We start from the raw sequence: 22,411 nt of genomic DNA on the forward strand, positions 1-22,411 counted from the left end.
GTGAGAATGTGGAAAAGCATGAAATTGACCGCCAAGCTAAGTGGCTTCATATTAAGTATGATGGCGAAGATCGTGATGATGAGTGCGTTAATGAGCTTAGCATTTATCAAAACGCTGACGACCCGGAGCTGCAAGTGATGGTGTCAAATATTGATTTTGATAATATCAGCCATGATAATACTTTTGCGCTGACAAAAGAGGATGCGCAGGTATTGCTTGAATATTTAAAAGATTGGCTTAATTAGAAGGGGACGAGCCAGGAATCGCTCGTTTTTCGACGCAAAACTAGTCTCTGAAAGTCACTGCAAGTAATAATAGGCCTCCAACGTTCGGTTTTACCGGGCGTTGGAGGCCTATTATTGTACTGTACACTATTTATCTTTTATGGAAGTAATCTGACTTATGTCACAGTCCTTTTTCCATTATCTACTTACTTGATACTTTCGCGATCAAAACTTTCCCCCAACATCTTCCAATAATCCATGATCATTGCAAAGTCAATTGGACCTTGAATATCCAGATCAAGTTGAGTAATCTTTTGCAACTCGTTACTCAATAAGACCCGAAAGTCGGTTAGTTTAATAATCGTTGAATGAGGCGACGGGGTACTAAATTAAGGACATGATCCATGAGGTCATCAATCAAACCAGCATAGAAGTCCATTAGATCATCGCTTGGTATAGCGGTCGGTTCTAATAAATTGTCCCGTTCATTATCAAAAACTTGATACCACTGCGCCATGGAATTCCAATATGCATTGTAGAGGCGTTTACTTTCCTTATCAGCATATTCCAACTGGTAACGACTTAAAACTTTCCACTGTTCTAATAAATCAACATAGAGTGATTCATGAGGATAGGCTACGTCTTCACGACTTTCCTTAATAAATTGTGCCAAATCATCAGTCATCTGAACCGGTGTTTTCATTTTCATTTTTTCTCATTTTCCTTTTATATTGGTTTGTTGAATGGTGTTCGGTGTTTTTTTCAATTTTTTCCATAAAACTGAGCAGCTGCAATGGCACGTTGCCATCCCCGATACAAGTCGGCTGCCTCTTGCGGAGCCATCTGCGGATCAAACTGGTCGCCAATCCGTGATAGCTTCCGTAACTCATCCTGGTCTTCCCAAAAATCAACGGCCAATCCAGCAAGAAAGGCTGCTCCCAGCGCAGTAGTTTCTTCCATTGCTGCCCGCTTGATTGGCGTTTGTAAAATATCGGCCTGGAACTGCATCATGAAGTTGTTCCGTGATGCTCCCCCGTTAACCGTTAGTGCTGTTAGGGGTAACTGGGTGTCCTTGACCATCGTATCGACAACATCTTTAGTCTGATAGGCGATCGCTTCTAAGGTTGCGCGAATGATATGTCCCCGTTCAGTTCCCCGGGTAAGACCAAACATTGCTCCCCGCACTTCTTGATCCCAGTATGGAGCGCCCAATCCCGTAAAGGCTGGGACGACATAAACACCGCCTGTTGTCTTGGCATCGATAGCCATTTGTTCTGACTCACCTGCCTTCTCAAACATCTTAAGGCCATCCCGGAGCCATTGGACTGCTGAGCCGGCAACAAAAATACTCCCTTCAAGCGCATAATGGGTTTGCCCATCAAGCCCGTAAGCAATTGTCGTCAACAAGCCATTATTCGAAAGCGTGGGTTTTAGCCCCGTATTCATAACGATAAAAGCCCCCGTCCCATAGGTGTTCTTGATTGAACCCTTATCATAGGCCGCTTGACCAAAGAGGGCCGCCTGTTGGTCACCTGCAATCCCGGCAATTGGGATCTGGACCCCATAGAAGTGGTAATCACCGGTATAACCATAAATAGCAGAACTGGGCTTCACTTCTGGCAAAATCGACCGCGGAATATCAAGCAAGTCGAGGATATCTTGGTCCCAGTTAAGAGTATGGATATTAAAAAGCATCGTCCGGCTGGCGTTGGTCACATCCGTTGCGTGAACCCGCCGTCCCGATAAGTTCCATAGTAACCAGGTATCGATAGTGCCAAACATCAGGTCGCCCTTTGTTGCTTTTTCCCGAGCACCGGGGACATGGTCAAGAATCCACTTAATCTTGGTGGCCGCAAAATACGAATCAATCACTAAACCGGTCTTTTGATGGATCATGTCCTTATATCCCTCTTTAATCAATTGTTCGGCAATATTGCTGGTCTGCTTCGATTGCCAAACAATTGCGTTATAAATCGGCTTACCGGTATGGCGATCCCAAATAACCGTCGTTTCCCGTTGGTTAGTAATCCCAATCGCCGCAATCTTGTAGGGCTTGATCTGGGACTTAATCATTACGTTGGAAATCACCGATTGGACACTATCCCAAATCTCTAGGGGATCATGTTCAACCCAGCCTGGCTGCGGAAAGTATTGGGAAAATTCCTGCTGGCTGATTGCGACCTTGTTCCCATCATGATCAAAAATAATCGCCCGTGAGCTCGTCGTTCCCTGGTCAATCGCCATGACATATTGTTGTTCACTCAATTATATTCATCCTTTCGCTGCTAATTGCGAGCAATTTCAACCTATATATAATAGGAAGAAACTTGATGGATTTTAAATCATACAAAAAAGCCACCGTGCAAAGACTGAACTGCCTCCCCGATTCTTGTTGTTACTTGTCGCTGACCATCTTACCAGCTACACTATAGCGGTCTTTGCGCATCTCATTCAACACGATATGCACCCGTTCGGCAGGAACATTGGCATCCTTTGAAATTGCTGCTGTAACATCCTTTACGAGAGCCTTTAATTGCTCATCGGTCCGGCCTTCAATCAAGTCGATATGAACTAATGGCATAATCCGTGCCTCCTTCTAAATTCATTTAAAATCTTACCATAAGAGTACTTTCCCGGCAATTACCTTAAGTCAAATTATTAAATTAATTTGACCGCCGTAATTCTTCACGAACTTCTTGGGCTGCTTGCCGATCTCCAGTAAAGAGCAAGTGGTCACCATACTCAATTACTGTATCGCCATGAGGGTCAATTGGCTTATGGTTCCGGAAAATTCGACTAACTGTAATGTGATTAATAAACGGCAAGGTGTGTAACTCGCGACCAATATAACGCGAATTAAGGACAGTTGCTTCAAATAAGCCTGCTTCGGTATCTGTTAACATTCGTAGGATTGATGGCGATTCAATCAATCCCCGTAAGGCACTGCTTTGCACGTTGAAATTATTAAAAATCTCAACGCCTTTTTTACGAAGGGCTGCAACATCTTTCGGATCAAGGCTCGGATTGTTCTGACTAGCAATCACCCGTTTTACCCCATGTTCTTTAGCAATCTGCGCTAGCCGGGCTGACTTTCGATCGTTTAAAAAGCCCACGACCATGATGTCACAATCAAAATAGCCCCCCTTTTCTAGGGATTCCGCGTCAAGCTTAGGCATATATTCTAGATGTTTAACCTCACTATTATAGGTCTTAAAGTTATTTTCATTATCAGTAACCATCCGCACGTCATACCAATTCTTATACAATTGTTGTGAGATTGGCACAGTTAAGGTATTGGCACCCACAAAATTAACCCGCTGTTTGATGAGATCTGATTTTTCAAGTTTGTACATTGAGTTGAAAAGAATTGGTGCAATGATACAAACAATGACGGCCGCTAACGTAAAGGCGTCTGATTGAGCACGCGTAATCGCATGGAGGTTTTGGGCAACCTGTAAAGTAGGTAAGACCAAGGTAATCGTTGTTGCAACTAAAAAACTACCTGCTAACGAATTACGAGGCTTAAAACGACGTCGGTAAACTAGCATCGTTGGTAATTTTGCGAGGATAAAGCCAATGACCAAGATCGGAATTAAGGCCAGGGCTTGACGATTAACGAATAAATTCTTTAAATCAAGCCGGTCACCCGTCATGATGAAGAAGAACGGAATTAAGAAGCCATAACCAATAGAATTCAGTCGGTCCTCAGTGGCATCGCTTGGTTCCAGCAGCTTCATGACCATTCCGGCTAAAAAGGCACCAAGAATATTTTCCGCACCAACAGTTTCCGCAATTGTTACTAAGGCAAAAATTAAAAAGAATGCCAACCGAATATCAAGTTGCGTTGTTGATTTTGAAATCTTGTTAAACCAAGCAAATGTCTGCTTAAACCGCCATAAAAGAAAAAAGGCCGCCAAGAAAAGCAGGACAATTAACCATAATTTCTTGGCATTTCCCCCATTAATGGAAGCATAAAAGGTCAATGCCAACATAGGGATAACTTCCCCCAGAACCGCGGTTAGGAGGATAGTTTGCCCCACCGGCTTTTGTAAAATATCTTTTTCTTTGAGGGTGGCAATTACAACTCCTAAAGCGATCGTTGAAAAAATAATCGTTGCTAAAAGAACATCATTAAATAAGTGCAAGCGACTAATTACAATGGCAATCACTAAGGCAGTAACAACCACAAGCCCAAATGCCTGGGAAGCCATGACAACCGGTGATTTACTATCCCGCTTTTTCCCAGGTGTTTTTCGGAAGAGGTCAAAATTAATCTCCATTCCTGACAAAAACATTAACATAATAACCCCTAAGGAGGACATCATATTAAGGATCGGGTTGGGGTTAACAATATTTAAGAAACTCTTACCGATAACAATTCCGGTTAAAATTTCGGCCACGGCGGTTGGTACTGAGGAAACCTTAAACCGGACCATAATAATAGGAATAATTAACGCCGCTAACATCACAATTAACAGTGATAATTGTTGCACATTATCTTCTCCCTTCTTATTTTATACAGCAATATTATATACTTCTTAACTTGAAATTAAAATATTCTAACTAAATCGACTTAAATCGTGGTTCGCGGTACAATTAATATATTACACAAAAGGAGAATTTATTATCTATGGGGAATAAATTAACTGCATGTACAAGTATATTAATTGGAAAGGACGCCAGTATCGACGGCACGATCATGATCGGTCGAAATGAGGATGCAAAAGCTGCATGGCCTAAGCATATGGTTGTTCATCAACATGGGGAGATGCCCAGCCACTTTGTCTCTAAGGATACTCGTCTAGAACTCGACTTACCAGCAGAAAGCGCCCGATATACTGCCACGCCAGAATGGACGGACAAAAGTGGCCTATTTGAAGAGGACGGTATTAACGAATACAACGTGGCAATGAGTGCGACCGAAAGTGCCTATTCGAATTCATTAGTTCTTGGCTACGACCCACTAGTTGAAAATGGATTAAATGAAGAAGCCATGCTTACTGTTGTTTTACCATATGTTAAAACGGCCCGGGAAGGTGTCCAACGGTTAGGAAATTTAATTGCAAAATACGGAACTGGCGAAACTAACGGAGTATTATTCGCTGATAATGATGAAGCCTGGTATTTTGAAACAGGAGCTGGCCACTACTGGGTTGCCCAACGGATTCCTGATGATTCTTATGCCGTGGTCGCTAACCAGCTGGCAATTCAAGAAATCAACTTTAACGATTCAGCTAACTTTATGTTTCATCCTGGAATTCAGGAGTTTGTGGAAGAGCATGACTTAAACCCTGATCCATCGACTTTTAACTTCCGCAAGATATTTGGGACTGCTGACCGATCAGACGCTATTTACTCTGAACCGCGAGTATGGGCTGGTCACCAAATGTTTAGTCCCCAACAAGCAACGGATGAGACACCAGAATCAACCGAATTGCCATTTATCATGAAGCCGGACCATAAATTATCAATCTTTGATGCCCAAGCCTATCTTAGTAATCACTATGAGGGAACTGAATTTGATCCGCTTGGTCACGGTAAAGATGCCCATAAATACCGGCCAATAAGTCTCGCCAAAACCCAAGAGTCACACATTTTACAAACTAACCGACCGGGTGCCAATATCCACTGGTTAGCCATGGGGGTTGCGGCGGAAAGTACCTATGTGCCATTCTTCAACGGAATCACTGATACCCCTGCTCCTTATAAACGAGGAAAGCTCCCCGCTCAGCTTAACTCTGCCTACTGGATTTTCAAACATGCCAGTGTCTTAGTTGATAGCCACCTACACGACTTTTTACCATTATTACGGGACGTACAAAAGGAACGAAATACCGCAGCTATTAAGATGATTGCGGAAACTGATCGTCGCCTCCCCAGCCTCAAAGGAGAAGCACGATCAACCTTCTTAACCCGCCAAAGTAATGATTTTGCGACTGATACATTGAATGCGTATAAAAAATTAAGTCTTGAATTGATTACCAAAATGACTGATTATTGCGAATTAAATTTCAATACGGATGAAAATCTATAGCGAATAAAATGGTTTAAAAAATACCTGGTATTAATATTGGTACTTAACTTTCAATACTGATGCCAGGTATTTTTGATGAAGGATGTTGATTCTTTTGCCAAATTAAGTGGAAAAGGACACTTTAATAAGGGGTCTTGATCAAAGGCCCTTTTTAAAGTAAAATACCGAACGATAGGGAGGATAATATATGACAGTACATATTACAAATTTATATGGTTTGGGCGGTACAGCAACAGCTGCTCAACAAATGGTTGCCAAAATTGGTTGCCAAAACTTAGGAATGAATGAATTAGGTATTTATGTGTATCAATGGGGAGAAGAACCTCTACAAGAACGTAATGCACGATTTGATGGAATTGTTGCTTCTTTAGCGTATGGAGATACAGTAATCATTCAATCACCGAGTTGGAATTCAATTGAATGGGATCAAGCTTTTATTGATCATCTCAATATTTATCCAGATATTAAAAAAATTATTTTTATTCATGATATTGTTCCTTTAATGTTTGAATCAAATAGGTATCTTCTTCCACAATTTATTAAATATTATAATCAAGCAGATACCTTAATTATTTCTTCAGAAAAATTATATCAGTTTTTACGGCAACATGGCTTAAAAGAAAAACCACACGTTATTCAACATTTTTGGGATCATCCTGTTGATAGCCTAAATTATTCTGTCACCCCCAAAAATAATAAAGTAATTAATTTTGCGGGAGATCCACAAAAATTCGATCTTATTAAACATTGGCATAATCCTAATATTAAGCTTCAAGTTTTTGCTAACCCACAAAAGTCTTTTCCAGAACAAAATCTTGAATTAACGGGTTGGAAATCTGATTCAGTACTCCTTGACACGTTACGTACTACTGGTGGCTTTGGATTAATTTGGTCAGAGGAGCCTTATACTGCTGAATACATGAAGATGAACGCATCATTTAAAACCAGTACTTATTTGGCGAGCGGAATTCCTATAATTATTAATAGTGAAACTGCAGAAAAAGGAACAATTGAACGTAAAAATATAGGTATCATTGCCGATAGTTTAGAAGAAGCCCAAGAAAAAGTTTTACAAATATCTAATGATGAATATAACCAAATGGTTAAGAATGTAGAATCTTTTGCAAAACTTATTAGAGAAGGGTATTTTACTAAGAAAGCTTTGACCGAAGCTGTATTTAAGGTTAGGTATGAATAAATAATAGCTATATATTGGCTTATAATCCTCTAAGTAGAGTCGTAAAATAAGTCTTTAATAATACGCGGAGTTAGATGAAATTTTCGAAGTTCATTTAACTCCGTTTTCCTTTAAAATAAATGTTAGTACAAAAAGCGGCTTTACAATTTTAAGAGTACTGTACCCTGCTTATGGCTTTCGTAATTTCTTTAATTTCCGAATTAGAATTCTTCTTGCATTACCAAATACCTATATCGCAATAAACTGGAGAAATAAACAAACAGCTCATGCCAAAGTCCAGGCACAAGCTGCTTAGTAAAATTATTTTATTTTTCATTAGTACTTCTTGACGAAGAGCCGTTAACAATTACCCATGAAGTATAAGTTAATTTAACTTACTTAGTGAGTATTTGTGCTTTTTATCAAATTATTATCGATTTAGATGATTTAATTAGTCTTCTTTCGTCGCTTACCAAAACTAATTCCAAATAATCCAAGAAAGATACCGAGGACGGTCTGCCAGAATCCCTGGTGTTGGTTACCAGTTTGTGGTAATTTCTGTGCCGAAGCATTCGCCGTATGCATTGGCTTTTCACTTACTGCCGGTGTTGAAATTGAATCGGCTCTTGATGAAGTACTTGGCTGAACCTTAGTGGGATTAGTTTCATGATTCGTTACACCGGAAGTTGGTGATGTTGATGGGACAGTTGGCGTACTACCTGGGGTATGTGGAGTAGTCGGCTTTTCAGGAACTGGTTGGGGTGTAACTGGTTTTTCAGGTGTTGGTTGAGGTATAACCGGTACCTTAACCTTAGAATATAAGACAATAAAATGAAGGTCTTGACTATCCGCCGTTACCATTTGTTCACCAATTTTCGGAGTGGCGGTTGTGTAACCATCAATAATTGGAGAATCAACCGGAGTGAAGTAATCATTAACCGGTTTCCATGCCTGCCAACTAGTATTACCAGTTACAAGATCGGTTACTCCATTACGAGTAAAGGTAATTGGGGTTGCGTGGTAAGTTGGCGCAGCAATTCCCCCGTCAATGAATTGATATTGAATATCTTCATTAACTGTTCGCTGACCACTAACCGACTTGGTACCATGAGCTAGATGAATAACCACATTTAAATCATGATCAGCAAAGGTAGTTGGTAATGGTTCTTGACTAACAACTTTATAACCTAATTGTTGGTAGTGAGTATCAACGTCTTGGTAATTTTTATCCATTGCTAGTGGCAAGGATTCACCAGCATAACCAGTCCCCAGCTGGGCGTGATTAATCAACGTTAGATTCGTCGTATCGTCAATTACTGAATAAGTAATTTGGTGAGGTTCCGTCGAATAATTAACGGTCACTTCAATTGGTTGAGATCCACGCATTGCCAGGAGGTCCGCTACAATAGCCTGATCAGGAGTATAACCTTTAATGAGCGGAGAATCAACGGCAGCAAAACTAGTTGAATCATTCTCTACTACTGTTTTACCATTTACAATCGTTTCTGATTTTAATGGTTGCCAATCACCACTAGTAACTGCTTTAGTAACTTCATTGGTTTGATCTTCACGACTCCAAGTTACAACTTGTTGAACATCTGGGGCAACCATTTTACCTTTTTGTGGGCCATTAGCATAAACATAGTGAATTATCCGCATTGCTTGACTCTGCTCGTTGCTTGATTCAATCCGTGGTTGATAATACACTTTAATACTTTGATTTGGTACTAATGCCGTTGGGTGACCTGCTGAAACCATCGGATATGGTTCACCCTCTTCATCTTCGGGAGCATTATAACCATATTTTTGTAGATCCGGATTTGGTGAAGCTGGCCAGCCACCGCCTGCCAATTGCCATGCCTCATCAGCATCCCCTAGTGGAATTTCAACAATATAGTTTCCATTATTATCCTTTTTGCCATTAAGAGTATAACCAAGAAGTTGGTGATCTGCGTCCACAATGCCCTGGCGAACAAAGACAGCCCGTTGCATTACCGGTTCAGTAACCCCATCAATCATAATTTGCTTTCCGGTAGAGCGATCATAATAAGTGATGGTGCGGGTTGTGGTTTGCCATTCTGGTTGCAGACTATTTTGCAATAAGACGTGTACCACCACATTTTGGTTTTCATGCTTGAAAAGTGTTGGCAGTTTATCCTGACTAACAATCGTGTATCCCAGATCCTGATAATGCTTAATAACTGCCTCGTAAGCATCAATTGTATCTGCTGGTAATTGCTCATCAGCAAAACCACTTGTTAATAATTGATGATTTACTAAAGTTTTACCGTTAGTATCATCAATCACTGAATACGTAACATCATTCGGCGTAGTCGTATAATTAACCGTTACGGAAACATTGGAGTCATCAGGCTTAACCTGTAAAGCTGGGACAACTTCTTGATCGGCCACATAATAATCAATAGCTGGTGAATTAACCGCCGCAAATCGATCATTATCGGTTGACCAATCACCGTACTTAGTTGCTTTTGTTACCAGATTAACGCTCTTCTGACGAGTGAAAGTAACCTGTTGCGACTGCTGAGGCGCAGCACTTGTTCCTTGGTGGGGGCCATTCGCATATACATAATTGATGGTGCGGGTTATCAGTGCCTGTTCATCCGTCGTCGTTACCTTTTCCGGATAATAAACCTTTATTTGCTGATCCTTAGATAAGGCAGTGGGGGTGTCCGCCGCTACCTTTGGATATAATTGTCCTTGTTCATTTTCTGCTAAGTCATAGCCTTGGGACGTTAAAACCGGATTTACAGAAGCGGCCCAATCACCCGAATCCTTTTTCCAGGCTTTATCAGCCACCGTTTCTTCAATGATATAATTGCCATTATTATCCTTTTTCCCATCAAATGTATAACCGACAACCTTATTAGTTGGTCCATCAATGATTGCTTGTCGTGTAAATGTAACGATTTGTTTAACTGGAGCAGCGTCCGTAACAGGAAGTGGCTCCCCAGTATTCTTATCATAATAAGAAATAGTCCGCGTTACTTTCTTAGTGTCAGTTTGCAATCGATTCCAAGCGGGAACGTAGTAAATGGTAATATCAATATCTGGTGAATTATGACTAACTACCATCGTATCAATGGCATTTACTGCCTTACCATCCTGGTCAACTGCCCGAAAACCAGCAATTTCTGGAATAACTACCTTCTTAAAGGTATCACTAGTAGGAGTCCAAGCTTGCCACGTCCCGTTTTCGTTAATCTGTGCAAAGCCTAGCGTAGCCGTATAGGTTGGTGCAGCCTCTTTACCAGTATCCTGATATACATAATGAATCGTTTCGTGAACTTGTTGATTATTAACGTTATTAATTGTTCCTGTTAGCAGGCCACTATTACTTGTCACACTATCACGGTAAATATAAAGGGGAAGATAATAACCAGCATCCTGATTAAGCAGTTCTTGGCCCTGATTATTGGTGATCGTTATCTTCCATGGATGATCTTCAAGGAAAGTTTGGAGGCCCGTATTCTGTAATGTAACACCATCATAATAATTTTTAGTTTCCATAGGATCATCATTAGGACTAGTAATATTAGCTGGTGGTAATACGCCATTTAAGTCCTTAGGTTGCCAGCTTATTAGGCCAATTCCCCGATCCTTTCTAAATCCCTGGTAATCTCCTTCAATTGTGATTTGGTAGACTCTTGTTAGTCCATCAGGAGAATCTGTACTTCTAACATCAATTGCAGGATAAAAGGCAGATATCATTTCTCGGGTAACATAGGTATCGGGAGCACCAGTTACGGGATCTAAGTTATAAATTTCTGCATTAACAACAATGCTCTTTTCCAGGGCATCCTTAACATCACTATCACTGATAAATTGATAGTTAACATAATCATTAGGAGCCGGTTTCGTTACCGTAATCGTAAAACTATTTCCCAGCTTAGTTCCGGCCTTATTTTGGTTGGCCAGTCCAACCGCTTCTACATGATCAGGATACCGGAGTGGTTCAAAGCCATAAAACCATTTCTGAGTTTGCAGATCATAGTACCAAGTATGAGCAGCATACTCACTTTCACTTTCAGGACTAATATCTTGATTAAGATTATCCTTTAACTCTCCTTTAGCTTCTATCGGAATTTTAAAACCACTAGTGAAATGTTCATCTCCAATTTGGATATCATTTTGCGGCTCTAGAAAAGCTGATTGGGTAGCAGTACTAGAATACAAATGGAAGTACCGCGTATCAAGTGGTGCTTCATTAAGGTCAAAACCAGTAATATTATGCCAAGTTAAATCAAAATGAATTTTTGCAAGCGAAAGATTAGCATTGCCGTAAGCCGCCTTAATCTTTTCCAACTCATCATTAAAGATAATTTGGTATGAATCATTGGAGCCACCATTACCATTACTTCCTAGGCCATTATTATTAGTTGCTGCTTGCCAATCTACGTTTTGGGGATCACTAATTGGTGACTTATGATATGAGATTGCATAAGAACGATCACCTTTACCAGTAACGGGATGCATATAGCCAATAACTGATGTAAAGTTTTGCCCCGTAGTTGTTTGATAAGTAATATTAATTGGCATTTGTTGACTGGCAGTTCCACCATAAGACAACGTGTAAGGTTGACCATTTGCAGTTAATTGATACGGAATCCCCATTGAAACATTAAGATAATCACCGGCCTTAATATCATGATTAGCAATGTCAAGGTTAAGGTCAAATGATAAATTGGTTTGCCCCGTTCGGTCAGTTCCATTACCTTGTTCGGAACTGGCATTAACATTAGTCACGGTATAAGCAGTATCATCAATTGGTGCAGTTGCCTTGACCTCGTCAGATACAGCTGGAGCAGCGACCTGGGTATTATCGGCTGCTTTACTAGCAGATAAGGTGGTCAAATTTGAAGTAGATGTAGACGTTAAAGCTGAGGAGCTTGTATCCACCGACGCTGCCTGACCATTCGAGACATCAGCATGAGCCACTTTACCATTAAGCCCCATAGCAATACCTGTCCCTAATAAGACTGAAGCAACTCCCACACTTAATTTGCGTAATGCAAAGCGCTGAGTTAAGGGCATTCGTTTAGCCAGGCGCTCAGCTTGATTATTTTTTGAAGTCAATATAAAACTCCTCCCAATACCTAAATTAATCAGCATAGTTTCCCTGATTAACTTAGTAATAAATATTTAATTATTGGTCAATCAAAAAGCACGTTAAGTAAGTATTCTTAGAATAATTTTAATTATAATCAATCATTGAATATTAATTATAGACCAATCAACAAATATGATAGAACAAACCAATTATAATTACAAGTTGATAAATGAAATTAATATTAATAAGCTAAGTTCAGAAATAAAGGAAATTATTTTATACCAAAAAAGCAAAGTCCCTACTATGCCTTAAATGAAATGGCAATAATAGAAACTCTGCTTTTTTAGTAATCCCTTAATAAAATATAAGCGTTCTTAATGATACTAAAAATTTATCCCGTAAATTTATTAATCAATAATACTCAACTTAGCCAAAAAACTCACCGACCACCTTGATATAGCTACTTATCAGTTTAAAGCTTACCAACTAAGTCAAGGCTCGGCTTAATAGCATCTTGACCGGGTTTCCAGTTAACTGGACAAACCTGATCACCATGTTCACGAACAAATTGAGCAGCTTGGAGAGTTCGTAAAATTTCATCTGCATTTCGCCCAATTCCCATATTATTAATTGTGTAAGATTGAATAACTCCATCTGGATCAACAATGAAGACACCACGATATGCTTGACCTGCATTTTCATCAAGAACATCAAACATCCGTGCCAATTTACCAGCGGGATCCGCAAGCATCGGGTACTTAATCTTCCCAATTTTGGCTGATGCTTGTGCCCATGCTTTATGAACAAATTCCGTATCTTCAGAAACAGAGTAAATATCCGCATTAGCACTCTTAAAGTCACTATACCGATCCTGTAAAGCCTCTAATTCTGTCGGACAAACAAAGGAAAAGTCAGCAGGATAAAAGAAGAAGATCCCCCACTTACCTACCACATCTTGCTTGGTAACTGTAGTGATCTGTCCATCCTGATAAGCATTTACTTGAAAATCTTCAATTTCGTGACCAACAAAATTCATCTGGATCCTCTCCTCTATTTAGAATCATTCTTAACTACATCTTAAGTATAATCTTTTTACTTTGAATTGCAAGTAAATTTATAATTATTCTAAAAAAGCTGGAAGATAATTACCTACGTAACCAAGTAATTGTTTTCCAGCTTTTTAATATTAAGATTTTTAACTCTTATGAAAACCAAGAAACGACCAGAAGCCACGTAATCCACCAGTTTTTTTCTGTTTGTGAGACTTCTTTTCTTCTTTTTTGTGTTCCTTAGCAGCCTGTTCAGCCAATGCTTTTTGCTTTTCCAAAATTGCTTCGCGTTTTTGACGTTCTTTTTCAGCTTTCTCTCGTGCCGCAATTGCTCTTTTAGCCCGTGCAGCCCGTTGTTGTGCTGCTTCCTTCATTAACTGAGGACGCATTTGCTCCATCGTATCGAACATCGTAGCCACCTTAATTGCCGTTTGATTAGCTAAAGTCTGATCAGTATTTGAAGCCACTTCAATATTATGTGCCTTGGCAACCTCACGTTCCCAATATTGCTGGGTCTTAATCGGTAAACCAGTAAATTCCTGACCACGTAAGAATTGACCGGCACGAGCCAATTGCATGTGAAGAGAATGCTTATCAGTTTGTTGGCCATTTAGTGCTTTCCGTGAATTATAAATCGCTTGATCAACTAGATCAACCATTGCCTGAGGTTCATTATGTCCTTCTTTGTGTTCTTGAAGAACTTCTTCCCCCATTTTGATTGCCGCATCATAAAGTCCTTTAGAACGCTCAGTACCATTAAAGTACTTATATGTTTGTCTAATATGCACCTGATCAGCAACATCTTTATTTAGTTGATCAAAAACTATTTTTTCGTTCATTGTATTTCCACCGCCCGATTTTACTCGTCATACTAATCATAGTATAGCAGTTATTAACCACAAGCGAAGCGAAAAAAACGAATTTTTTTGTAATATCATTAAATTTTTACTTAAAATCGCCTAATTACTTAGCAAAATTTAACAATAATTAGGCGATATTTCCACTAATTTCACGATTGTATTTAAAACAAAAAAACTAGGAAAATTTCCCAGTTTATATTTTACCAACTAGCTTTACGAACACCCGGAATCTGTCCCTTATGTGCAAGTTCACGGAACTTAATCCGTGACATTCCGAATTTACGCATGTAAGCATGAGGACGCCCATCATAACGGTCACGATTATGAAGACGAACCGCACTTGAGTTACGAGGGAGCTTAGATAAGCCAATATAGTCGCCCTTTGCCTTTAACTCTTTACGTTTTGCTGCGTACTTCTTTACTAAAGCTTCTTGGTGATGTAATTTAGCAATTTTTGACTTTTTTGCCATTCAGTAGTTCTCCTTTTTTATGATATTAAAAACTTAGTCTACTACATTATTACTGCTTAAAATTAAAACATCTGCGAACTCATTTCGTGTTAATATTATCGCTGATACTTACAAAAAATACAAGGATTTTGCACTAATTTTTTGACTTTTCTTAACCATTTATTTTTTGGGCATAACGATGGTAATCAGCAGCATACTGGTACTGATCATTATACTTAGTTAATAGATCATCGTCATGAGTATAAGCACGACCAGTCACCATCATTTTTTGATAAAGTTCTCGATACGGAAGATCACTATTATTAGCAAGCCATTTCTCTTGATCACGATGATAAGTAACATGCCGAAAACTAGTCTCGGCAAGGCCAATATCATCAACTTCAATCATTAAGTAATGAGCACGTAAGTCCCGTTGTAGGGGTCGCCAATGGTTGAATGGTTCCCCAACGGCTCCTGGGTTAAGAATCATCCGCTCATCACTACCATATCGTAATAAGTCGTGATGAACATGGGCATAAATAGCGATATCAACAGGTTCACCGGCAACATTAAATAACTTATCAAAATTTGTAGTTGCCTGCGTTGGAAATAGATCCTGGCCCATATTAAGCCACGGTAAATTATGGGAAATGCCAAAATTAAGAGCCCCAACCCGTTTTGTGACGTGCATTGGCCAACTTGCGAGCTCATCAATCATCCCTGTAGACGCATGTTCGGCAACGTATTGGGCTAAACGCGCAAAGTAAATATGGGATGGTCTTGTTGTATCCATCATTCCGCGCGCGCCCCTTACTACCAAGTCATCCCAATTTCCACGGACCAGAACAGTAGGAGCCATTGTTTGCAAAATATGCCAAATTTCTTGAACACTTGGCCCCGGCATCAATAGGTCACCAATAAACCAGTATTCATCCGCATGCTGTTGAATACTATCTCGATACATTGCTTGTAGGGCAGTTAAATTCCCATGAACATCTGAAAAGACTGCAATCCTCTTTTTCACCGACGATATCCCCTTTCATTACCTCATTAATAATATAGCAAATTTTGTCAACAGGATAGTAAAAATATTTTAAGCCTTTCAACTAAAAACAGAAGATCATTTCTAATTTTGTTATAATAGGTCCTTGTGTATAAGAATTTAACTTTAGGAGATGGTATTCAAAATGAATTCGGAAGTCGCAAGAGGAAAATTTCCTCACGGTTGGCACCGAACTTTCTATATGCTTTGGCTGGGTGCATTCATTACTGGGATGGGCTATTCAATGACGATGCCGTTTATTTCATTATTCATTGCTGAACTAGGTAATTTTACCCGCTTTCAATTAAATGTCTATTCAGGTTTAGCATTTGGTGCGACCTTCATCAGCCAAGCAATTGTTTCTCCTTTTTGGGGGAACCTAGCCGATCAAAAAGGACGAAAACTAATGTGTATGCGTGCTTCAGGGGTCATGGCCTGTACAATTTTTACAATTGGGCTCTCCCAAAGTGCGTGGATGATCATTGGCTTGCGATTCTTACAAGGGGTTTTCTCCGGTTATATTAATAACGCTACGGCATTAATTGCTGGTGAAACACCACATAACCGTTCAGGCTGGGTAATGTCAGCAATGACCACCGCGGGAGTGGCGGGTAACCTTGTTGGTCCTTTATTAGGAGGATTCTTATCTGGAATCTTTGGTTATCGCATACCATTTTTTATTACTGGTGGCTTAATGTTTTGTGTCTTTCTAGGGACATGGTTACTTACGGTTGAACACTTTACGCCAATTAAAAAAGAAGCTATGAAACCAATGAAAGAGATTATGCATAATCTTGAAAATCCCCCCCTAATCATTGTAATGTTTTTAACTACAATGATTGTTACATCTTCAACCATGTCAATTGACCCAATTATCAGTTTATACGTCCGTCAACTCATGGGAGGACATGGTAATATTGCCTTTGTCGCTGGGATTGTTGCGGCCACTCCAGGCTTAGGAACATTAATTGCTGCCTCAAAGGTTGGTCATACTATGGACCAAATTGGCCCTGAACGGGTATTACGCATAGGGATCATAACGGCTTTTATTCTTTTTATCCCTATGACCTTTACCCATTCACCATGGGCCCTTGCGTTTTGGCGTTTTCTTCTCGGCTTAGCAAATGCCGCCCTTATGCCTGCCACGCAAACCGTCCTTACGCTTGACGTTCCAACTGAAGCATTTGGTCGAATTTTTAGTTATAATCAATCGTTTCAAGCAGCAGGGGCAGTCCTAGGATCCATTCTTGGTTCCTTTATTTCAGGGATCTCAAGTTACCAAATGGTCTTTATTATTACCGCTTTGACTCTCCTAATCAACTTTGTTCTCGTAATGCTTGTCAAACCTAAAAAGCAAATAACAAAATAATCAAAACGAAAAGAGATGGCTATGGTTAAAACAAATAAATTACTAAATGAACATCAGGTAAATGCCCTATTTTCCCGGGTTGCCCCCCACTATGACTTACTAAATAATGTCATTAGCCTTGGCACCCAAAAATTATGGCGTCATAAAATGGTTAACCAATTACAAGTTAAAGCAACTGCAAATGCCTTAGACGTTTGTTGTGGAACCAGTGACCTGGCCATTGAGTTGGCTAAGCGGATTCCTAATGGGCGCATTACCGGAATCGATTTTAATCACAAGATGCTCAAACTTGCTTTTGAAAAAACAAAAATGATTGGTAACTTGGTATTAGTACAAGGGGATGCAATGCACCTTCCCTTTGATGATAACACCTTTGATATTGTCACAATTGGTTTTGGACTTCGTAATGTCCCAGATGCCGACCAAGCATTAAGCGAAATTTATCGAGTTTTAAAACCAGGCGGTCAGTTTGCTAGTCTTGAAATGTCGCAACCAACTAATCCCATGGTTAAATTTGGGTGGAAAGCTTATTTTAATATTTTTCCCGTAATGGCATCCATTGCCGGTGGAAATTATCGGGATTACCAATACTTAAAAAAGACAAGTCAACAATTTGTCTCTGCTCATCAATTAGCACGAATGATGAAAGCTGCTGGATTTAAGGAAGTTCATTACCAACCTTTAAACTTTGGCGCAGCCGCATTACATTTTGGAAATAAGTAGAAAAAATCGGGCCTGAAAAATTCAGAACCCGATTTTTTAAATCAATCCAATTGCAAACGTTACGACTTGAACCAGTGAGCCAATTAATAGTATCTTAACTGCACATGGAAAAGTTTCTTTCTTAACTTGTTTAGCAAATAACATCCGCGTTTGCTTAACAACAAATGGGATGATCAATAAGGTTAGCAGGACTGTCCATGGTACGAAATGCAGAACCACGGCGAAAATAATAGCCAAAAACGCCAAAACATTCTTAATAGCAAATGCATATAACCCATTTTTCTGCCCAATAAAGTGAATAACTGTATGACGATGATTATCTTCATCTTCACCCTCATCACAAATATTATTTGCTAATAATAGGTTGGAAATCCATAATTCATCCGGTAAAGCAACGAGAAAGACAACCCCGATGTTTGACCAGGACCACGTAAATTGCGGGCCAACATTAATAAAGACAGAAATAAGAGTAATCATGAACCCCATTGTAAATCCTGAAGCAAATTCACCAACTGGCAAGCCTGACAAAGGGAAGGGACCAGAAGAGTAAAGGATGCCGATCGCAAAGCAAAAGATTCCCATCCATAGTAGCGGAAGGCCAACCCGGGTAACTAAATAAATTCCGATTAAACCCGCCATCACACTAAAGGTAAGCAAAAGGCCAAGAACCAAACGCGGAGAAATATTTTCCCGCCCAATAATATTTGTATTTTTCTTATAATCAACGGTATCAATGGCATGATTATAGTCATTATAATTGTCCATCATATCAACTGCCATATTGAATAATAGCATCGCAATGAAAAACAGAACTGAATTTAGCAAGTTTAGCGAATGATAATAATAGGTACTAAGGCAAACCCCGAGGAGCATCGGTAGGATACTGGCAGTTTTGGCCTTAATTTCTACTAATTCCAAAAAAACATTTAATGACATTTAGTAAATTTTCCTTTCATAATTCCTTAGTTGTTCGGTACAATATAGATGGTACACCATAACAAAGGAATTATCGATTAATGAAACAACATTTTTTCTATACCTCTCCGGCGATTAATAATACCCTGGATAGAGTACATCAAACAATTAATGACCGGATTACAATTAAAAATCCCCAATTACACGATGCCCTCCAACAGATGGCTTCAAATGGTGGTAAATATCTTCGTCCAGCATTCTTCCTTTTATTTGCAAATATCAATCATCAAACTGTAGATGAACAAGAAAAATTAATTAAAATTGCTTCTTCACTTGAGGTTTTACACATGGCCACTTTGATCCATGACGATATTATTGATGATTCACCTAAGCGTCGCGGAACCATCAGTATCCAAGCCGCCTTTGGTAAAGATACGGCTGTCTATACTGGGGACTTTCTTTTTACTATCTTCTTTGACCTCCTCGTAGAAACAATGACCGCGTCTCCCTATCTGACACGAAACGCCCGGATAATGAGAAAGATTCTTACTGGAGAACTGGGACAGATGGATAATCGCTTTGATCTCGATCAATCATTACTCGATTATTATCGCAATGTAAATGGCAAAACGGCTGCCATCTTTAGTCTTGCGGCTGAAGAAGGAGCCTATTTTGGTCATGCCGATCGTCGGACCATCAACTTAGCAAAACGGATTGGGCAAAACATCGGGATCAGTTTCCAGATATTGGATGATATCCTTGATTATTCGGGTGATGAACGCCTTAACAAGCCTGTGTTAGAAGATCTAGCAACTGGTGTTTACTCCCTTCCCCTTCTTTTAACGTTGCAAAATCATCGACATGAATTAGCTCCATTACTTGCCAAAAAACGCCAAATGACAATTGAAGATATGGAAAAAGTCCAAAAGGTTGTTGTCACTCATGGTGGTGTTAAGCAGGCACAAGAAATTGCTACTAAGTTTACACAAAAGGCCCAAACTGAAATCGATAAAGTAGCAGATAAGCATACCCGAAAGATGTTAAAGTTGGTAGCAAATAAGTTATTGACGAGGGTAAATTAAAGCAGGTAAGACTAAGAAAGTTTTATTTCTTGGCCTTACCTTTTTTATTTTTGAACTAAGATCTCTGCATTTTATGAATCAAGTATTGTTTCAGGTAACTCGCTAGTCAAAAGATTACTGTAACCCTTTTTAAATTCTACTGGCAATAATTGGTTATCCTTTCCCATATTAGGGATAAAATGAATAGCTTACTGAATTTTACCATTTTGTTATTTCTGACTTTATTGATTCCTTAACCAAGAATGAAATTTGCAAAAACATTAATAATTGTGTTGACAAGTTGTTAATGATATCGCTTACAATAAATAATAACCTTCTTATATTATTTTTTCCTTGTTTATTTCCCTTAAAATGATCATAATTAAGAGGGTTAGATTTAATAAAGAAGGAGATTTACATTATGAATAAAGTTTCCAAGGGCCTTATCCTCGCTCTTGCTGGTATTACTGTTGGAACTAGTACAGGACTTAGTACTACCCTTTTTCAATCAACAACTGTTGCCTATGCGGCTGATATGTCAAAGGAAAAAAACGACTTAGCAAACCGTTATATTGCTGATTATTTAGGTAACTGTCAACAGTATGAACAGAATGATAAAACCTTCAAAGGCTTTTCTTCAATCAAAGATATTACCTACTCCCGAGATAACAAGATTAAAATTGATGTTAATGATGACATTTATCAATTATCTAAAGCTCGGCGTTCCCTTTTGATTCAAGACTTGCAAAATGGTGTGTATGGCACATTAGCAGACAATGACCTTAAGAAATTATCTGAAAAAGACATTCAAAAGGGTTGCCCAACTACTATTTACTTAAATGGAAAGGTAATTGGCCACACTGCCAAGAATGATAATCACCATATTATTTGGGATAAATAACAAAATAAGAGATTTGGAGCAAAGTTGATGTTCCAAATCTCTTATTTTCATTTAAAGATCAAGCTCTAAAATAATTGGTGTATGATCTCGGCGTTCTCCACTATCGATCATCCCCGCTTCTGTAATCTTATCGGCAAGCCGGTCACTGACTAACCAGTAATCAATTCTCCAGCCAGAGTTATTTTGTTTACTAGTAATTACTCGTTGGGCCCACCAGGAATAAACATCCTTTTCATCAGGATGGAGGTGTCGAAAACTATCGGTAAATCCGGTAGCTAATAATTTTGAGAAATGTGTACGTTCCTCATCAGTAAAGCCAGCTGAATGATGGTTAGTCGCTGGATGAGCTAAATCAATCTCTTCATGGGCAACATTAAAATCGCCACTGGCAATTACTGGTTTTTGCTGGTCAAGTCCATGTAGATAGTCTCGGTAACAATCATCCCATGTTTGCCGCTCATCTAGACGCTTAAGTCCATTACCAGAATTTGGCGTATATACTTCGGTAACATAAAAATCCGGAAATTCGAGAGTAATAATTCTTCCTTCATCATCCATTGGTTCTGGTGCATTAATTTTAGGATAAGTTACTTTCGGTTCATACTGGTCTAAATAAAGGTACATGGTCCCGGCATACCCCTTCCGTGCTGGCTCAACGGAACTTCGCCATGCCACTTCATAATTGGGGAATAATTCTTGTAAAACCGTCAAATGCTTCTTAGTTGGCCCATTTTTTGATAGCTTGGTCTCTTGAATGGCGATGACATCTGGCTTCATCGCTGCAATCTTTTTCAAGACTTCCCGCGTTTCACCAGCCCGTACTGAGGTTCCAGTTAAGGCTGCATTAATTGAATCAATATTCCACGAAATAAATTTCACAGTTACTTCTCCTTTTTATTTCTTGATTTAAGGTTGCTTTCTTTGATGAATCCTCGGTACCGGCAGTTTGGGTTTGGAAACTTCATGTTAAGCTACGGTAAGTATCTGTTAATAGTCAATGCTTACTAATCAAGTCACCAATACTGTCGCTAAGCGGTAGTTACGCCTATGTTTATGTACCCCCATTTCATCATTCATCACCACATCACTACACATCAAGCGATAATTCTAGTCTTAACTATAATGTAAAAGAACCGGCTGTGCAATAAGAAAATTTAACGTAAGCCTTCTTAACAGTCTTTATTAATCGCCGCTATTGTAATTATTTCTAAGCAAAATAAGTGAAATAAATGGACTTAACCAATTACCGAATCGTCCCTGCTTAGTTTGCTTTGACCTGTAAAAAAGAGTTGGTCACGATGACGGCCAAATTACTAAAGAAATTTATTTGCACGTTACTTAAATAACAATAAAAAAAGAGGCGCCAAAGCTCGATAAACTTTAATTTTGCTAACAAACGTTTTTTGAGTGTTTCACGCCTCTTTCTTTTTCTCGAAAAATAAATTTAAAACAAAAAAAGAACCCTTGATACACAAGGGTTCTGCACTACTAGTTGTCGCGACGACGTTCAGCGATACGAGTAGCCTTACCAGTACGTTC

Annotated in this window: 17 protein-coding genes and 1 pseudogene; 7 read left to right on the forward strand and 11 right to left on the reverse strand. The window is 39.3% G+C overall.

Going from position 1 to position 22,411, the window contains the following annotated elements:
- Positions 1-8 precede the first annotated feature (8 nt).
- Positions 9-245 carry a hypothetical protein gene (locus H5R88_RS04315; RefSeq protein WP_182600347.1) on the forward strand — a complete coding sequence of 79 codons (237 nt, stop codon included), beginning with the start codon at positions 9-11 and terminating at the stop codon, positions 243-245.
- 185 nt (positions 246-430) lie between these two features.
- Here H5R88_RS04315 and H5R88_RS04320 read toward each other — a convergent pair.
- The 4 genes and pseudogenes from H5R88_RS04320 to H5R88_RS04335 form a co-directional block, all read right to left on the reverse strand.
- A pseudogene (locus H5R88_RS04320) lies at positions 431-933 on the reverse strand (hypothetical protein).
- Between the two features lie 53 nt (positions 934-986).
- Entirely contained in the window at positions 987-2,489 is a 1,503-nt protein-coding gene (gene glpK, locus H5R88_RS04325; RefSeq protein WP_182600348.1) for a glycerol kinase GlpK, read from the reverse strand.
- A 130-nt stretch (positions 2,490-2,619) separates the two neighbouring features.
- Complete coding sequence (gene thmT, locus H5R88_RS04330) at positions 2,620-2,805, reverse strand: 2-hydroxymuconate tautomerase (protein ID WP_003663508.1); 186 nt, start codon at positions 2,803-2,805, stop codon at positions 2,620-2,622.
- A gap of 82 nt (positions 2,806-2,887) precedes the next feature.
- Positions 2,888-4,717: a monovalent cation:proton antiporter family protein gene (locus tag H5R88_RS04335; protein ID WP_182600349.1), complete on the reverse strand. Its 1,830-nt coding sequence runs from the start codon at positions 4,715-4,717 to the stop codon at positions 2,888-2,890.
- A gap of 137 nt (positions 4,718-4,854) precedes the next feature.
- On the opposite strand from H5R88_RS04335, the gene H5R88_RS04340 reads away from it, so the two are divergent.
- Both H5R88_RS04340 and H5R88_RS04345 read left to right on the forward strand, forming a co-directional pair.
- Positions 4,855-6,258, forward strand: coding sequence for a C69 family dipeptidase (locus tag H5R88_RS04340; protein ID WP_182600350.1), 1,404 nt, complete (start codon positions 4,855-4,857; stop codon positions 6,256-6,258).
- A gap of 187 nt (positions 6,259-6,445) precedes the next feature.
- A complete protein-coding gene (locus H5R88_RS04345) occupies positions 6,446-7,456 on the forward strand; it encodes a sugar transferase (protein ID WP_182600351.1) in 1,011 nt (336 codons plus the stop codon).
- 426 nt (positions 7,457-7,882) lie between these two features.
- Here H5R88_RS04345 and H5R88_RS04350 read toward each other — a convergent pair whose 3' ends face one another.
- From H5R88_RS04350 to H5R88_RS04370, 5 genes are all read right to left on the reverse strand, one after another.
- Positions 7,883-12,529 (reverse strand): mucin-binding protein, encoded by a 4,647-nt coding sequence (locus tag H5R88_RS04350; RefSeq protein ID WP_182600352.1) that lies wholly within the window; start codon positions 12,527-12,529, stop codon positions 7,883-7,885.
- A 446-nt stretch (positions 12,530-12,975) separates the two neighbouring features.
- On the reverse strand, positions 12,976-13,539 hold the full coding sequence (locus tag H5R88_RS04355; protein WP_182600353.1) for a peroxiredoxin: 564 nt from the start codon (positions 13,537-13,539) through the stop codon (positions 12,976-12,978).
- A gap of 159 nt (positions 13,540-13,698) precedes the next feature.
- Complete coding sequence (locus H5R88_RS04360) at positions 13,699-14,391, reverse strand: hypothetical protein (protein ID WP_182600354.1); 693 nt, start codon at positions 14,389-14,391, stop codon at positions 13,699-13,701.
- Between the two features lie 221 nt (positions 14,392-14,612).
- The gene (gene rpsN, locus H5R88_RS04365; RefSeq protein ID WP_182577871.1) at positions 14,613-14,882 is read right to left on the reverse strand and encodes a 30S ribosomal protein S14; all 270 of its coding nucleotides are present in this window, start codon (positions 14,880-14,882) and stop codon (positions 14,613-14,615) included.
- A gap of 151 nt (positions 14,883-15,033) precedes the next feature.
- Positions 15,034-15,885 carry a metallophosphoesterase family protein gene (locus tag H5R88_RS04370; protein ID WP_182577872.1) on the reverse strand — a complete coding sequence of 284 codons (852 nt, stop codon included), beginning with the start codon at positions 15,883-15,885 and terminating at the stop codon, positions 15,034-15,036.
- A gap of 163 nt (positions 15,886-16,048) precedes the next feature.
- On the opposite strand from H5R88_RS04370, the gene H5R88_RS04375 reads away from it, so the two are divergent.
- A complete protein-coding gene (locus tag H5R88_RS04375; protein ID WP_505187747.1) occupies positions 16,049-17,272 on the forward strand; it encodes an MFS transporter in 1,224 nt (407 codons plus the stop codon).
- Between the two features lie 21 nt (positions 17,273-17,293).
- Positions 17,294-17,995: a bifunctional demethylmenaquinone methyltransferase/2-methoxy-6-polyprenyl-1,4-benzoquinol methylase UbiE gene (gene ubiE, locus H5R88_RS04380; RefSeq protein WP_182600355.1), complete on the forward strand. Its 702-nt coding sequence runs from the start codon at positions 17,294-17,296 to the stop codon at positions 17,993-17,995.
- 36 nt (positions 17,996-18,031) lie between these two features.
- On the opposite strand, the gene H5R88_RS04385 is transcribed toward ubiE, so the two are convergent.
- The gene (locus H5R88_RS04385) at positions 18,032-18,931 is read right to left on the reverse strand and encodes a prenyltransferase (RefSeq protein ID WP_182600356.1); all 900 of its coding nucleotides are present in this window, start codon (positions 18,929-18,931) and stop codon (positions 18,032-18,034) included.
- 80 nt (positions 18,932-19,011) lie between these two features.
- Between H5R88_RS04385 and H5R88_RS04390 the strand changes: the two genes are divergently transcribed.
- Together H5R88_RS04390 and H5R88_RS04395 are read left to right on the forward strand one after the other, a co-directional pair.
- Positions 19,012-19,992, forward strand: coding sequence for a polyprenyl synthetase family protein (locus H5R88_RS04390; RefSeq protein ID WP_182600357.1), 981 nt, complete (start codon positions 19,012-19,014; stop codon positions 19,990-19,992).
- A 400-nt stretch (positions 19,993-20,392) separates the two neighbouring features.
- Positions 20,393-20,872 (forward strand): hypothetical protein, encoded by a 480-nt coding sequence (locus H5R88_RS04395; protein ID WP_182577877.1) that lies wholly within the window; start codon positions 20,393-20,395, stop codon positions 20,870-20,872.
- A 51-nt stretch (positions 20,873-20,923) separates the two neighbouring features.
- Here the strand turns inward: H5R88_RS04395 and H5R88_RS04400 are convergent, their stop codons facing one another.
- Entirely contained in the window at positions 20,924-21,751 is an 828-nt protein-coding gene (locus tag H5R88_RS04400; RefSeq protein ID WP_182577878.1) for an exodeoxyribonuclease III, read from the reverse strand.
- Positions 21,752-22,411: the final 660 nt, after the last annotated feature.

Source organism: Limosilactobacillus agrestis (assembly GCF_014145585.1).
GTDB classification, from domain to species: domain Bacteria; phylum Bacillota; class Bacilli; order Lactobacillales; family Lactobacillaceae; genus Limosilactobacillus; species Limosilactobacillus agrestis.